The sequence below is a fragment of the Streptomyces sp. NPDC048604 genome (assembly GCF_043199435.1).
In the GTDB taxonomy this organism is placed as follows: domain Bacteria; phylum Actinomycetota; class Actinomycetes; order Streptomycetales; family Streptomycetaceae; genus Streptomyces.
This window is the reverse complement of sequence record NZ_JBICVX010000006.1, coordinates 230,773-243,763: the sequence shown is the minus strand read 5'-3', so window position 1 is coordinate 243,763 and position 12,991 is coordinate 230,773. Positions and strand designations below refer to the sequence as shown.

Here is a 12,991-nt window from a genome sequence, read left to right as displayed (position 1 = left end):
TTCTTTGGCCTTCTTAGTGCCTTCTGCGCCTTCTCCGGCTGCAAACCTACGGCGTGCCGGCGTCGTCCCGTCGCGGATCAAGAGGACAGACCTGGAGGCACGACGGCGGTTTCCGGTGCACACTGGGCACCAAGAGGCGTCGAGTCCTGTGGGGAGCCGAACGAGTGAACGGCGGCAGCGGCAGACGGCGCCTGCCCAGTCGGGGCTCGGCCGGACGGGACCGCGCGGCCCACCGCTCGGCCGCTTCGAACGTACGGTTCCGCCGCAGCCGGGGCGTCCTGCCGCCGGACCGGTTCACCACGCGCGGCAGGCTCGCCTGGCTGAATTCCGCGACCTCCCGGATCGGCACGACCCTGGACCTGGAGCGCACCGCCCAGGAGCTCGCCGAGTTCACCGTGCCCCGCTTCGCCGACGGGGCGGCCGTGGACATCCTCGAGAGCGTGCTGCGGGGCGACGAGGGCTCCCGGTGGACGGAGCCCGGCATCCCGCCCATGCGGGCCGCGGCGCTGTGCGCCATCGACGAGATGTCGTCCCTGGAGCCGACTCCGGTGGGCGAGACCTTTCTGCACTCCGAGCTGGCGCACGAGACGCTGCTCCACCGGTACTGCCTGCGGCAGGGCAAGCCGGTGCTGCTGAGCAGAATGCGGAGCGACGACTTCGACCGCGTCGCCCCCACCGCGAGCGCGGCCGCGAAGATGCGGGCCGCCGGCGTGCACAGCTACCTGGCCGTTCCCCTCATCGCCCGTGGGCTGCTCCTCGGCAGCGCCGACTTCGTCCGCGGCCCCGGCACGCCGCCGTTCTCCTCCACCGACCTGGCCCTGGCGGAGCAGCTCGCCTCCAAGGCGGCCGTCTTCATCGACAACGCCCGTCTGTACGGGCGCGAGCGCGAGCACGTCGTCTCGTTGCAGCGCTCCCTGCTGCCGCGGGTGAATCCGGCGACGCCGGGCCTGCTGGTGCACTCCGAGTACGCGCCCTCGGCGGCCCGTCACGGCGTGGGCGGGGACTGGTACGACGTGATGGCCCTGCCCGGCGGGCGGACGGCGCTCATGGTGGGCGACGTGATGGGGCACGGGCTGCCGGCCGCCGCCACCATGGGACGCCTGCGGACCGTCGCGCGCACCCTGATGACCCTGGACACGTCCCCCGAGCGGATCCTGGCGCGGCTCGACCTGGCCACCCGCGACCTCGAGGACGAGCAGGTCGCCACCTGCCTCTGCGCGGTCTACGACCCCGCCGACTCCACGTACACGCTGGCGAGCGCCGGGCACCTGCCGCCGCTGCTGCTCGACGGGCGGGGCGGCGCCGAGTTCGTCCCCGTGCCGACCGGAGCGCCGCTGGGGGCGGGGGTGATCCCGTACGACCCGCTGCGGCTGCACGTCCCGGACGGCGCCCACCTGGTCATGTACACGGATGGCCTGGTCAAGTCCCGGGAGGAGGACGTCGACACGCAGCTGGACCGGCTCCGTTCGGCGGCGCTGAGCCTGCCCCCGGGCGTGCTGGAGAAGGGCGGCCTCGTGGAGCACGCTCCGGCCGCCGCCGCCCGCTTCGACGAGGCCGTGCTCCTCGTCAACACGAGCGCCTCGCTCCCGGCCGGAGATCTGCGGGTGTGGGAGCTTCCGAAGGACGGACGGGCCGCCTCCGTAGCCCGGGGCCTGGTCACCGAACAGCTCGGCGCCTGGGGACTGTCGGAGCTGGCCGACGTCTCCGAGCTGGTCGTCTCCGAGCTCGTCGGCAACGCCTTGCGCTACGGGAACGGTCCCGGCGAGCTGCGTCTGCTGCGCGGGGAACGCCTCGTCGTGGAGGTCTCGGACCGGGGGCCCGATCTGCCCCAGATCCAGCACGCGGACCTCAGCGACGAGGGCGGGCGGGGGCTTCAGCTCATCAACATGATGTGCCGTAGATGGGGTTCCTGTCGCACCGTCACCGGCAAGGTGGTCTGGGCCGAGCAGAACATGCCCTCCTGAAGCGTCTCGTCACACCGCCCGCAGCCGGGCAACGGCTGCGGACGACATGGGCGCGTCAGCGCAGTGGTGTGCGTCGCCATGTCCCCCGGGGTCGGGGTCGCCGTAACTTCCCGGTCAACTCGGGGCCGCGCATGTGGTGTCCGTCCCCACCGGACGCCGGGGCCCCGTCCCCCACCCGCGCTAGTGACGAGGCGACTTCATGCACTTTCGCACTTCCCCGTCCCGACGAACCGCCGTGCGCGTACGGCGTTCCCTGCGGGCGTCCGTGGCGGCGTTCGCGCTGACCCTGATGACCGTGCTCGCGGGCTTCGCCGGGGCGCCGGCCCGGGCCGCGAGCCTGACCGAGGTCACCGGCTTCGGCTCCAACCCCGGCAATCTGCAGATGTTCCGCTATGTGCCCGACGGGCTGCCGTCCGGCCGGCCGCTGGTGGTCGCGCTGCACGGCTGCACCCAGAACGCGGCGGCCTTCGACTCCGAGACCGGCTGGACGAAGTGGGCCGACACCTGGAAGTTCGCGCTGCTGCTGCCGCAGCAGCGGTCGGCCAACAACGCCAACTCCTGCTTCAACTGGTTCCAGGCCGCGGACTTCTCGCGCGGTCAGGGCGAGGCGCTGTCCGTCAGGCAGATGGTCGACCGGATGGCGGCCGACCACGGCACGGATCCCTCGCAGGTCTATGTCACCGGCCTGTCCGCGGGCGGCGCCATGACGTCCGTCATGGCGGCCTCGTACCCGGACGTCTTCGCGGGCGCCGCGGTGGTCGCCGGCATCCCCTTCGACTGTGCGCGGGACGTGAGCGCGGGACTGAGCTGCATGAGCCCCGGCACGGATCGCACCCCGCAGCAGTGGGGCGACAAGGTCCGCGCCGCGTACCCCTCCTACACCGGCCGGTATCCCACGGTGTCGGTGTGGCACGGCACCGGTGACACCACCGTCAAGCCGATGAACCAGACCGAGCTCGTCGAGCAGTGGACGAACGTGCACGGCGCCGACACCACCGCCGACGTCAGCGACACGGTGCAGGGCTACCCGCACCAGGTCTACCGCGACGGCTCGGGCAAGGACGTGGTCGAGTCGTACACGATCACCGGCATGGCGCACGGTCAGCCGGTCGACCCCGGCGCCGGCGCCGCGCAGTGCGGCACCGCGAGCCAGTACCTGCCGGACACGAACATCTGCGCCTCGTACGCCATCGGGCAGTTCTGGGGCCTGTCGGCGCCGGACGGCGGCGAGGGCCTGCCCGCGCCGTCCGGGCTCGCCGTCACGGCGACCGGCGGATCCTCGGTCTCCCTGGCCTGGAACGCCGTCGAGGGGGCGGTCTCGTACCGCGTGTACCGCGACGGCTCCCAGGTCGGTTCGCCGTCCGCCGCGTCCTTCACGGACACCGGCCTCGCGCCCGGCACGGAGTACGGCTACACCGTCGCCGCCGTCGACGGCGCGGGCGCGGTGGGCGCACCCTCCGCCGCGGTGCGGGCGACCACGACCGGTGCGACCCCGCAGTGCTACACCGACAACAACTACCAGCACGTCGCCGCCGGCCGGGCCCGTCACTCGCTGGGCCAGGTGTACGCCCTGGGCTCCGGCCAGTCCATGGGCCTGTACAACGTGTACGAGACCCACACCCTGAAGGAGACGTCGCCCGGCTACTACGTGATCGCCGACTCAGGCTGCTAGTCCCGGCCGGCCCCCGGCGCGCCGCTCGGCCGCGTCGGCTTCGAAGGTCCGCAGCAGGTCGGCCGCGACGCTCACCGCGATCACGGCGGGTTCCTTGCCCGCGATCTCGGGGATACCGATCGGGGTCTTGATCCGGTCGATGGTGGCGGTGTCGTGGCCGCCCTCGGTGGACAGGCGGTGCCGGAACCGCGTCCACTTGGCGGCCGAGCCGATCAGCCCGATCGAGCCCAGACCGTCGGTGCGCAGAGCGGCGTCGCACAGGGCGGCGTCCTCGGCGTGGTCGTGGGTCATGATCAGGACGTGGGTGCCGGGCGCCAGCTCCTCGAGCACCTCTTCCGGCAGCAGCGGTGTGTGGTGCACGTGGATCTGCGCCACCGCGTCCTCGGAGAGCACGCCGAGCCGTTCGTCGGTGAGCATGTCGGGCCGGCTGTCGACCAGGTGCAGATCGAGTTCGAGGCGGGCCAGGATACGGGCCAGCTCCAGTCCGACGTGCCCGATGCCGAAGATCGCCACCGCCGGGACCACCGGCAGCGGTTCGAGCAGCACGCTGACGGCCCCGCCGCAGCATTGCACGCCGTGCCGAGCGGTGACCTTGTCGTTGAGGGCGAAGTCCATCAGCTCCGGCTCGGGATCGGGCGAGCCGATCAGTTCGCGGGCCCGGTCGACGGCGACGGCCTCGATGTTGCCGCCGCCGATGGAACCCCAGGTCTCGGTGCGTCCCACGACGAGCTTGGCACCGGCCTTGCGGGGCGCGTGGCCGCGCACGGTCGCGACGGTCACGAGCACGCCGGTCTCCCGGCGAGCTCGCAACCGCGCGACCGCGGCGACCCACGTCATGTCAGGCATGGCTCAGAACACTTGCCTCGGCGGCGGTCTCGCCACCCTCACCCTGCACGTCGCTGCTGCTCGCGGCCTGGATCGCCCAGTACACGGCCTCCGGCGTCGCGGGCGACGCCAGATCGACGCTGACCCCGCTGGGCCCGAACGCGGCGGCGGCCTGCCGCAGCGCCTCGCGCACCGAGAACGCCAGCATCAGCGGAGGCTCGCCGACCGCCTTGGAACCGTAGACCGCGCCCTCCTCGGTGGCGTTCTCCAGCAGCGTGACGTTGAACTCCTCGGGCATCTCCGAGAAGCTCGGCAGCTTGTACGTGCTCGCCGCCTGGGTCAGCAGCCGGCCGCGGTTGGGGCCGTCGCTGGTGTCCCAGCGCAGGTCCTCGAGCGTCAGCCAGCCCGCGCCCTGCACGAAACCGCCCTCGACCTGACCGATGTCGATCATCGGGGAGAGGCTCTCGCCGACGTCGTGCACGATGTCGACCCGACGGATGCGGTACGCGCCGGTGAAGCCGTCGACCTCGACCTCGGTCGCCGCGGCGCCGTAGGCGAAGTACTTGAACGGCGTGCCCCGGAACGACTTCGCGTCCCAGTGCAGGCCCTCGGTCCGGTAGAAGCCGGACGCGGACAGCTGGACCCGCTGGAAGTACGCGGTGTGCACCAGGTCGTCCCAGGCCAGCTCCTTGTCGCTGCCCAGGACGCGCGCGACGCCCTCGACGATGCGCACGTCCGAGGCGTTCCCGCCCAGCTGGGAGGCGGCCACCTGCAGCAGCCGGTCGCGCAGCTGCTCACAGGCGTTCTTGATCGCCCCGCCGTTCAGGTCCGCGCCGGAACTGGCGGCGGTGGCGGAGGTGTTGGGCACCTTGTCGGTACGCGTCGGGGCGAGGCGGACCTTGTGCAGCGGGATGCCCAGCGTGGTCGCGGCGACCTGCATCATCTTGGTGTGCAGGCCCTGGCCCATCTCGGTGCCGCCGTGGTTGATCAGGACCGAGCCGTCCTTGTAGATCAGCACCAGCGCGCCGCCCTGGTTGAAGGCGGTGAGGTTGAACGAGATGCCGAACTTGATGCCGGTGACCGCGAGGGCCCGCTTGGTGTGCGGGTGCGCGGCGTTGAAGGCGGCGATCTCGCGCTTGCGGTCGGCGAGGCCGGCCTCGTCCTTCACCTGCTGCCAGACGGTGGAGATCCGCTCGGGCTGCGTCACGGGCTGCCCGTACGGCGTCGTCTGGCCCTGGCCCGGCTGGTAGAAGTTGCGCTCGCGCAGCTCCATGGGGTCCAGGCCCAGCTGCGGCGCGCAGCGGCCCAGGATGTCCTCGATCACCAGCATGCCCTGGGGTCCGCCGAAGCCGCGGAAGGCGGTGTTGGAGACCGTGTTGGTCTTGGCGATGAGGCCGGCGACGCGCGCGTTGGGGATCCAGTACGTGTTGTCGATGTGGCACAGCGCGCGGGCCAGGACCGGCTCGGACAGGTCCAGGCTCCAGCCGCCGTCGGCGACCAGGGTGGCGTCGAGGGCCTGGATGCGGCCGTCGGCGTCGAAGCCGATCTTCCACGTGGCGTGGAACCCGTGCCGCTTGCCGGACATGGTCAGGTCCTGGGTCCGGTTGAGCCGGAACCGGACCGGCCGGCCGGTGAGCTTAGCGCCGAGCGCGGCGACGGCCGCGAACCCGTGCGGCTGCATCTCCTTGCCGCCGAAGCCGCCGCCCATCCGCAGGCACTGCACGGTCACTTCGTGAGCCGGCACGCCGAGCACGTGGGAGACGATCTCCTGGGTCTCCGACGGGTGCTGGGTGCTGCTCTGGATGAAGATCTGCTCGTTCTCGTCGACCAGGGCCAGCGCCGCGTGCGTCTCCAGGTAGAAGTGCTCCTGGCCGGAGAACTGGAACTCGCCGGTGAACACGTGCGCGGATTCGGCGAAGCCGGCGGCGATGTCGCCCTGCTCCATCAGCGGCCGGGCGCCGTGGTAGCTCTCCGCCGCGATCGCGTCCTGCAGCGCGATCAGGGACGGCTGCTCGTCGAGTTCGACCTCGACGGCCGCGGCGCCGAGACGGGCCGCCTCCAGGGTCTCGCCGAGCACCCAGGCCACCGCGTGGCCGTGGAACATGACCTCGTCGGGGAAGAGCGGCTCGTCGTGCTTCATGCCGGCGTCGTTGACGCCGGGCACGTCGGCCCCGGTCAGCACGCGGACCACGCCGGGCACGGCGAGCGCGGGCTCGGTGCGCAGCGCGGTGATCCGGCCCCGGGCCTTCATGACCTGGACCGGGTACGCGTGCAGCACGTCCTTGGTGCGCTGGACCAGGTCGTCGGTGTAGAGCGCGGTGCCGGTGACGTGTTGGAAGGCACTCTCGTGCGGCATCGACACACCGACGACGGGCTTCTCGGGACGCTCGGACAGATGACTCATGACGACACCGCCTCGGTGGTCTGTGCGTGCAGCTTCAGCAGGCTCTGGCCGAGCATCGCGGAACGGTAGAGGGAGCTGGCGCGATGGTCGTCCATCGGCGTGCCCTCACCGCGCAGCACCCGGGCCGCGGCCTCGACGGTCTCCGGGACCCAGGCCCTGCCCTCCAGGGCGGCCTCGGTGGCGAGGGCGCGGATCGGGGTGGCGGCCACGCCGCCGAGACCGATGCGCGCCTTGCGGACGATGCCGTCCTCGATGTCCAGCGCGAACGCGATCGCCACGCTGGAGATGTCGTCGAAACGCCGCTTGGCGATCTTGTGGAAGGCCGTGACGCGCGACAGCGGCAGCGGGATGCGCACCGCGCGGATCAGCTCGCCGGGACGGCGGACCGTCTGCCGGTAGCCGGTGAAGTACTCCGCCAGCGGGACGACGCGCTCGCCGTCGGCGTCGGCGAGCACCAGCGACGCCTCAAGCGCGAGCAGCGTCGGCGGGCTGTCGCCGATCGGGGAGCCGGTGCCCAGGTTGCCGCCGAGGGTGGCGCCGTTGCGGATGAGCCGGGACGCGAACTGCGGGAACAGCTCGGCCAGCAGCGGGACTTCGCCGTCGAGGCGGCGCTCGATCTCGGTGAGCGTCAGCGCCGCGCCGATCTCGATGTGGTCGGACTCGACGCGCAGCTCCCGCAGTTCGGCCAGGCGGTCGATGGCGACCACGCAACCGGCGCGCCGGGAACGGATGTTCACCTCCACGCCCCAGTCGGTGGAACCGGCGACCACGACCGCGTCGGGCCGCTCGCGCAGCAGCTCCAGCGTTTCGGCGAGGGTGTTCCTCCGCAGGAACGTGCTGCCGTCCTGGGTGTACTCGGTGGCGACCGGCGCGGGCGCGGACTCCTCGCGGCGCTGCGCCAGGGGGTCGTCCTCGGCCGGCTCGCCGACGGCGTACGCGGCGTCGCGGATCGGGCGGTAGCCGGTGCAGCGGCACAGGTTTCCGCTCAGCGAGTGCAGGTCGAAGCCGTTCGGGCCGTGCTCGGCGTCGGTGTGCTCGCCCGCGTCCACGTCCTGGTCCGCGTGCTCGCAGCGGTCGGGACGGTAGTACTCGGCCGCCATGCTGCAGATGAATCCGGGCGTGCAGTAGCCGCACTGGGAGCCGCCGCGGACCGCCATCTCCTCCTGCACCGGGTGCAGCGTGGGCGGCGTGCCGTCCGCGCCGGGGGTGGCGAGACCCTCGGCGGTGATGACCTCCTGGCCGTCGAGCGAGGCGACCGGGACCAGGCAGGCGTTGACCGCCACCCAGTCGGTGGGCTTCTCCACCCCGGGACGGGCCACCAGGATCGAACAGGCGCCGCACTCACCCTCGGCGCAGCCCTCCTTGGTGCCGGTGAGACCGCGCTCGCGCAGGAAGTCCAGCACCGTGGCCTGGGGTGCGCACGGTGCGATCGGGGCGTCCTGCCCGTTGACCGTCAGTCGCGCCCCTACCATGACATTTCCCCATTTCGGTGCATTGTCGATGTCATTGTCCCACTTGCCATGTCAGGAGCTTTCTGTTTCAGGGGGGCGCGGTGCGAGAAACCGGGGCGGGGCGCACGTCGGCGTCCACGACGTGCGCCGGGCGGAGAAGGAAAACCAAGAAAATCCGGGGCCGCAAGAGGGCACGCCGGAGGGAGGGCTGCTAGCAGCCGTGCGCTACACGACCCGGGACCCAGGCGGCCCGGTGAGCGAGGCGACTCAGGTCGGAGAACATCGACATCCGAATCGCCTCCTTTCGATAACTCACTGGTCGTTTGGTTGAAACTACGATGCCCCGGCTCATCGGTCAAGCCCTGAGGGTGTACCTGGATACACCCTGGTCGGGCAGCCGGCTCCAGGGAGCGGGCCCGCGCCGGGCGGCAGAGTCGTCGACGACGGAAGACGGAGCCGAGCGACCGGGAGGCCGGGGCATGCGAGTGTGGGGTTGGAAGGCGGAGGCGGCGGTGTTCCTCGTTGTCGCGTTCGTGGCGGCGGGGCTCCTGGGGGCCGTGCAGCCGGCGACGGGGATACCGCCCGAGGTGGTCCAGCTGACCCAGTTCGGACCCGCGGCGGGGGTCCTCGCGGTGGCGCTGCTCCGGCCGTCGCGGATCCGGCGACGCCTGGCCGGGGCGCTGCGGGGAGCGGCGGACGAGCAGCCGGGGGCGCCGGCCGACGGGCCGGGGGCTGCGGACGACGCGCCGGGGAAGCGCCCGGCGCGGGCCGCGTGGCGGCTGCTGCTGTCGGCGCCGCTGATCATCGCGCTGTCGGCGGGCGCGTACGGCGGGCTGCACGGCAGCGCCGTCGTCACCGACCCGCGCTCCCTCGCCCATCCCTTCGCCCTCGTCGTGGTGGCGCAGTTCGTGGGCGCCTGCGGGGAGGAGATCGGCTGGCGCTGTCTGCTGCAGCCGCTGCTGCGCGGCCGGTTCGGTCCGCTGACCGCGTCGGTGCTGGTGGGCGCGGTGTGGGGCGTGTGGCACGTGGGGGTGTTCGCGCAGGCCCCGGCGTACGCGGCGGGATTCCTGGTGGCGACCGTCTCGATGTCCGTGGTCCTCGGGCTCGCCCTGGAGCGGATCCGCAGCGGCCGGCTGCTGCTCGCGGGCGGCTTCCACGCCCTGGTCAACCTGGGGATGCTGCTCTTCATGGACGAGGAGTCCGGCACGGTGGCGCCGATGCTCCTGTTCGCGGGCGCGTGCCTGATCGTGGCCGTGCCGTGGGTGTTCGCGGCGCGGAAGGCGCGAACAGGCGTACACGGCCCGGAGGTTACGATCCCCGTGGCGCGACGGAGCACGTTCTGACATGGGGGAACGACCGGTGGGGAGAGCACGGGAGGCCTGGACGGCCCTCGGGCGGTGCCAGCTGCACTCGCTGAGCGCCCTCGTTCTCCCCCTGTACGGCGGACTCGTGGTGGGCGCGCTGCTCCTGCTGCCGGTAGGCCTCGGCCTCCCGCTCCTGCCGCCCGCCGCGGCGGCCCTGCGCCGGTGCTCCGACCGGCAGCGCGCCCGGGCCGGCGGCTGGTCGGGCGTGGCCGTCAGCCCGCCCGCGCCGCTCCCCCGCACCGCCCGGGCGGTCCTCGGCGACGAGGGGTTCTGGCGCGACCTGCGCTGGGCGTGGTGCGAGCCGCTGACGGGCGGGCTGCTCGTCGCGGTACCCCTGGCGCTGTTCTGGTACGGGGTGTTCGGCGCGCTGGTGCAGCCCTTCGTGTGGCGGCTCCTCGGGGACGGCAACTGGTACGCCTTCGTGCCCGTCCGGTCCCCCACGACGATGCTCGCCGCCCTACTCCTCGGCCTCGGGTTCGTCGCCGGCGCGGCGGCCCTCGCGCCCCGGACGCTGGCCGCGCACGCCCGCTGGAGCCGGTGGACACTCGCCGCCCCGTACACGACGGAACTCGTCCGCCGGATCGACCACCTCACCGGCACCCGGGCCGACGCGCTCGACGCGCAGGCGGCCGAACTGCAGCGCATCGAAAGGGACTTGCACGACGGGGCGCAGGCCCGGCTGGTGGCCCTCGGAATGACCCTGGAGGAGGCGACCCGGCTGCTTGACAGCGATCCGGACGCCGCCCGCACGCTGCTCGTCGAGGTGCGGGCGGCCTCGGAGCGGGCCCTTCAGGACCTGCGGGAGCTGGTGCACGGCATCCTGCCGCCGGTCCTCGCCGACCGGGGGCTCGGCGACGCCGTGCGCTCGCTGGCGCTCGACAGCTTCCTGGACGTCCACGTGGAGGTCGCGCTGCCGGCCGGGCGGCTCCCGGCGGCCGTGGAGTCCGCCGCGTACTTCGCGGTCGCCGAGCTGCTCGCCAACGCGGCCAAGCACTCCGGCGCCCGGGAGGTCCACGTCGCACTCGGCCACCGCGCCGATGTGCTCCGGATCGGCGTCGCCGACGACGGCCGGGGCGGGGCGGAGGCCGCCCCGGGCGGCGGCGGGCTCGCGGGCGTACGACGCCGGCTGCGCGCCTTCGACGGAACCCTCGCCCTGGACAGTCCGCCGGGCGGCCCCACCCTCGCGACCCTGGAGATACCGTGCGCGTCGTCCTCGCCGAAGACCTCTTCCTGCTCCGGGACGGGCTGACCCGGACCCTCCAGGAGCACGGCTGCGAGGTGGTCGCCGCCGTGGACAACCATCCGGCGCTGGTGCGGGCGCTGCGCGAGGAACGGCCGGACGTCGCCGTGATCGACGTCCGGCTGCCGCCGGGCTTCACCGACGAGGGCCTGCGCGCCGCACTCGACGCCCGCCGCGAGCGGCCGGGCCTGCCGGTGCTGATCCTGTCCCAGTACGTCGACCAGCTGTACGCGCAGGAGCTGCTGGCCGGCGGCGAGGGGGCGGTCGGCTACCTCCTGAAGGACCGGGTGACGCACACCGCCCAGTTCGTCGACGCGGTACGCACCGTCGCCGCCGGGGGCACGGTCCTCGACCCGCAGGTCGTGGCCCGGCTGCTGGCCCGCGGCGACGCCCGCGGGAACACCGCGCCGCTGACGCCGCGCGAGCACGAGGTCCTGAAGCTGATGGCCGAGGGCCGGTCGAACGCGGCGATCGCGCACGCCCTGCACATCAGCGAGAGCGCGGTCGCCAAGCACACGGCGGGCATCTTCGGGAAGCTCGGGATCGAGCCGTCCGCCGACGACAACCGCCGGGTCCTGGCGGTCCTGGCCCATCTCCGCCGCTGAGGCGCGAAGCCCTCCGCGGCTGAGACGCGGGGCCCCGGCGGGCCCGTCCCCGTGCGGGGCGCCGGCCGGCCGCGCATGCTCGAAGCATGTCCGAGGTCACGACCACCGACCTGTACGAGGTGACGATGGCGCTCTCGTACCTGCGGGAGGACATGCGGGCGCCGGCGACCTTCAGTCTCTTCGTGCGCGCGCTGCCGCCGGGGCGCGGCTTCCTCGTCGCCGCGGGGCTCGAACCGGCCCTCGACCACCTCGCCCGCTTCCGCGTGGGCCGCTCGGACGTGCAGGAGTTCGCCGACGCGCTGCGCCGGCCCGTCGAGGACCTCGAACCACTGCACGGTCTGTCCTTCGACGGCGAGGTCCGCGCCGTGCCCGAGGGCCGGCTCGTCCTCCCCGGGGAGCCGCTCCTGGAGGTCACCGCGCCGCTGCCGCAGGCCCAGCTCGTGGAGACGTACCTGCTGTCCCTCGTCTGCCACCAGACGGCGGTCGCCTCCAAGTCTGCGCGCTGCGTGCTCGCGGCCGCCGGACGGACCCTCGTGGACTTCTCGCTGCGCCGCAGCCACGGCCCGGCGGCCGGCATACAGGCGGCGCGCCTCGGCGCCCTGGTCGGCTTCGCCGGCACCAGCAACGTCGCCGCCGCACGCCGCTACGGCATCCCGGTGGCCGGCACGATGGCCCACTCGTACATCGAGGCGTTCCCCTCGGAGGAGGCCGCGTTCCGGGCCTTCGCCCGCACCCATCCCGGACCGGTGACCCTCCTGGTCGACACCTACGACACCGACGGCGGGGTGGCGACGGCCGCACGCGTGCTCGCGGACCTCAAGCTGGGCCCCGGCTGCGCGATCCGGCTGGACAGCGGCGACCTGGGCGCGCAGGCGGGGCGGGCCCGGGCCGCCCTCGACGCGGCGGGGCTCACGGACGTGCAGATCATCGCCAGCGGCGGCCTGGACGAGTACGCCGTCGACCGGCTCGTACGGGAGGGGGCGCCGATCGACGCGTACGCCGTGGGCACGAAGGTCGGCACGGCCGCCGACGCCCCGTATCTGGACATGGCGTACAAGCTCGTCGAGTACGACGGGCGGCCGGTGATGAAGCTGTCGTCGGCGAAGGAGACGGCGCCGGGCCCCAAGCAGGTCTTCCGCGGTCCGGGGCTGCGGGACGTGATCGGGCTTGCGAACGAGGAGCCGCCGGAGGGCTCGGAGCCGCTGCTGCGGACGATGATGCGCGGCGGGCTGCGCACGGAGCCGCCCGACACCCTGGCCGCCGCCCGCGCCCGCTTCCAGGCGGACCTCGCCCTGCTGCCGGACGAGGCCCGGCGCATCGACGGCCCGACGCCGCCGACCCCCACGCCGTCGACACGGCTGACCGCGCTGACGACCGTCGTCCGGCACCGGATCGAGGCGCGCACGGGCCGGCCGGGGCGACGGTCGCTGCCCTGATGTGGCCCCCTAGCGCGGCGAGCGCCCTAC

Annotated in this window: 9 protein-coding genes; 6 read left to right on the top strand and 3 right to left on the bottom strand. The window is 73.2% G+C overall.

The window, feature by feature from the left end:
* Positions 1-164 precede the first annotated feature (164 nt).
* Both ACGFMM_RS15050 and ACGFMM_RS15045 read left to right on the top strand, forming a co-directional pair.
* Complete coding sequence (locus ACGFMM_RS15050; protein ID WP_393646661.1) at positions 165-1,964, top strand: SpoIIE family protein phosphatase; 1,800 nt, start codon at positions 165-167, stop codon at positions 1,962-1,964.
* Between the two features lie 289 nt (positions 1,965-2,253).
* Positions 2,254-3,636 (top strand): PHB depolymerase family esterase, encoded by a 1,383-nt coding sequence (locus ACGFMM_RS15045; protein WP_393646946.1) that lies wholly within the window; start codon positions 2,254-2,256, stop codon positions 3,634-3,636.
* On the opposite strand, the gene xdhC is transcribed toward ACGFMM_RS15045, so the two are convergent.
* Genes xdhC through ACGFMM_RS15030 form a run of 3 tightly spaced genes read right to left on the bottom strand, consistent with a single transcriptional unit; the run spans position 3,625 to position 8,337 of the window.
* The gene (gene xdhC / locus ACGFMM_RS15040; RefSeq protein WP_393646945.1) at positions 3,625-4,473 is read right to left on the bottom strand and encodes a xanthine dehydrogenase accessory protein XdhC; all 849 of its coding nucleotides are present in this window, start codon (positions 4,471-4,473) and stop codon (positions 3,625-3,627) included. The two genes, ACGFMM_RS15045 and xdhC, sit on opposite strands and share 12 nt — an antisense overlap.
* A gap of 1 nt (position 4,474) precedes the next feature.
* Positions 4,475-6,865: a xanthine dehydrogenase molybdopterin binding subunit gene (xdhB, locus tag ACGFMM_RS15035; RefSeq protein ID WP_393646659.1), complete on the bottom strand. Its 2,391-nt coding sequence runs from the start codon at positions 6,863-6,865 to the stop codon at positions 4,475-4,477.
* Positions 6,862-8,337 (bottom strand): xanthine dehydrogenase small subunit, encoded by a 1,476-nt coding sequence (locus tag ACGFMM_RS15030; protein ID WP_393646657.1) that lies wholly within the window; start codon positions 8,335-8,337, stop codon positions 6,862-6,864. Before ACGFMM_RS15030 ends, xdhB begins: the two co-directional genes overlap by 4 nt.
* Positions 8,338-8,795: 458 nt before the next feature.
* On the opposite strand from ACGFMM_RS15030, the gene ACGFMM_RS15025 reads away from it, so the two are divergent.
* From ACGFMM_RS15025 to ACGFMM_RS15010, 4 genes are all read left to right on the top strand, one after another.
* The gene (locus ACGFMM_RS15025; RefSeq protein WP_393646655.1) at positions 8,796-9,659 is read left to right on the top strand and encodes a CPBP family intramembrane glutamic endopeptidase; all 864 of its coding nucleotides are present in this window, start codon (positions 8,796-8,798) and stop codon (positions 9,657-9,659) included.
* A 1-nt stretch (position 9,660) separates the two neighbouring features.
* Entirely contained in the window at positions 9,661-10,929 is a 1,269-nt protein-coding gene (locus tag ACGFMM_RS15020; RefSeq protein ID WP_393646653.1) for a sensor histidine kinase, read from the top strand.
* Positions 10,881-11,525, top strand: coding sequence for a response regulator (locus tag ACGFMM_RS15015; RefSeq protein WP_393646651.1), 645 nt, complete (start codon positions 10,881-10,883; stop codon positions 11,523-11,525). Before ACGFMM_RS15020 ends, ACGFMM_RS15015 begins: the two co-directional genes overlap by 49 nt.
* A gap of 86 nt (positions 11,526-11,611) precedes the next feature.
* Entirely contained in the window at positions 11,612-12,961 is a 1,350-nt protein-coding gene (locus ACGFMM_RS15010; RefSeq protein WP_393646649.1) for a nicotinate phosphoribosyltransferase, read from the top strand.
* Positions 12,962-12,991 lie beyond the last annotated feature (30 nt).

Bases quoted from the DNA above. Each gene is read 5' to 3' on its own strand.
- xdhC (WP_393646945.1), bottom strand. From the start codon at position 4,473: ATGACGTGGGTCGCCGCGGTCGCGCGGTTGCGAGCTCGCCGGGAGACC.
- ACGFMM_RS15030 (WP_393646657.1), bottom strand. From the start codon at position 8,337: ATGGTAGGGGCGCGACTGACGGTCAACGGGCAGGACGCCCCGATCGCA.
- ACGFMM_RS15025 (WP_393646655.1), top strand. From the start codon at position 8,796: ATGCGAGTGTGGGGTTGGAAGGCGGAGGCGGCGGTGTTCCTCGTTGTC.
- ACGFMM_RS15045 (WP_393646946.1), top strand. From the start codon at position 2,254: ATGACCGTGCTCGCGGGCTTCGCCGGGGCGCCGGCCCGGGCCGCGAGC.
- ACGFMM_RS15020 (WP_393646653.1), top strand. From the start codon at position 9,661: ATGGGGGAACGACCGGTGGGGAGAGCACGGGAGGCCTGGACGGCCCTC.
- xdhB (WP_393646659.1), bottom strand. From the start codon at position 6,865: ATGAGTCATCTGTCCGAGCGTCCCGAGAAGCCCGTCGTCGGTGTGTCG.
- ACGFMM_RS15010 (WP_393646649.1), top strand. From the start codon at position 11,612: ATGTCCGAGGTCACGACCACCGACCTGTACGAGGTGACGATGGCGCTC.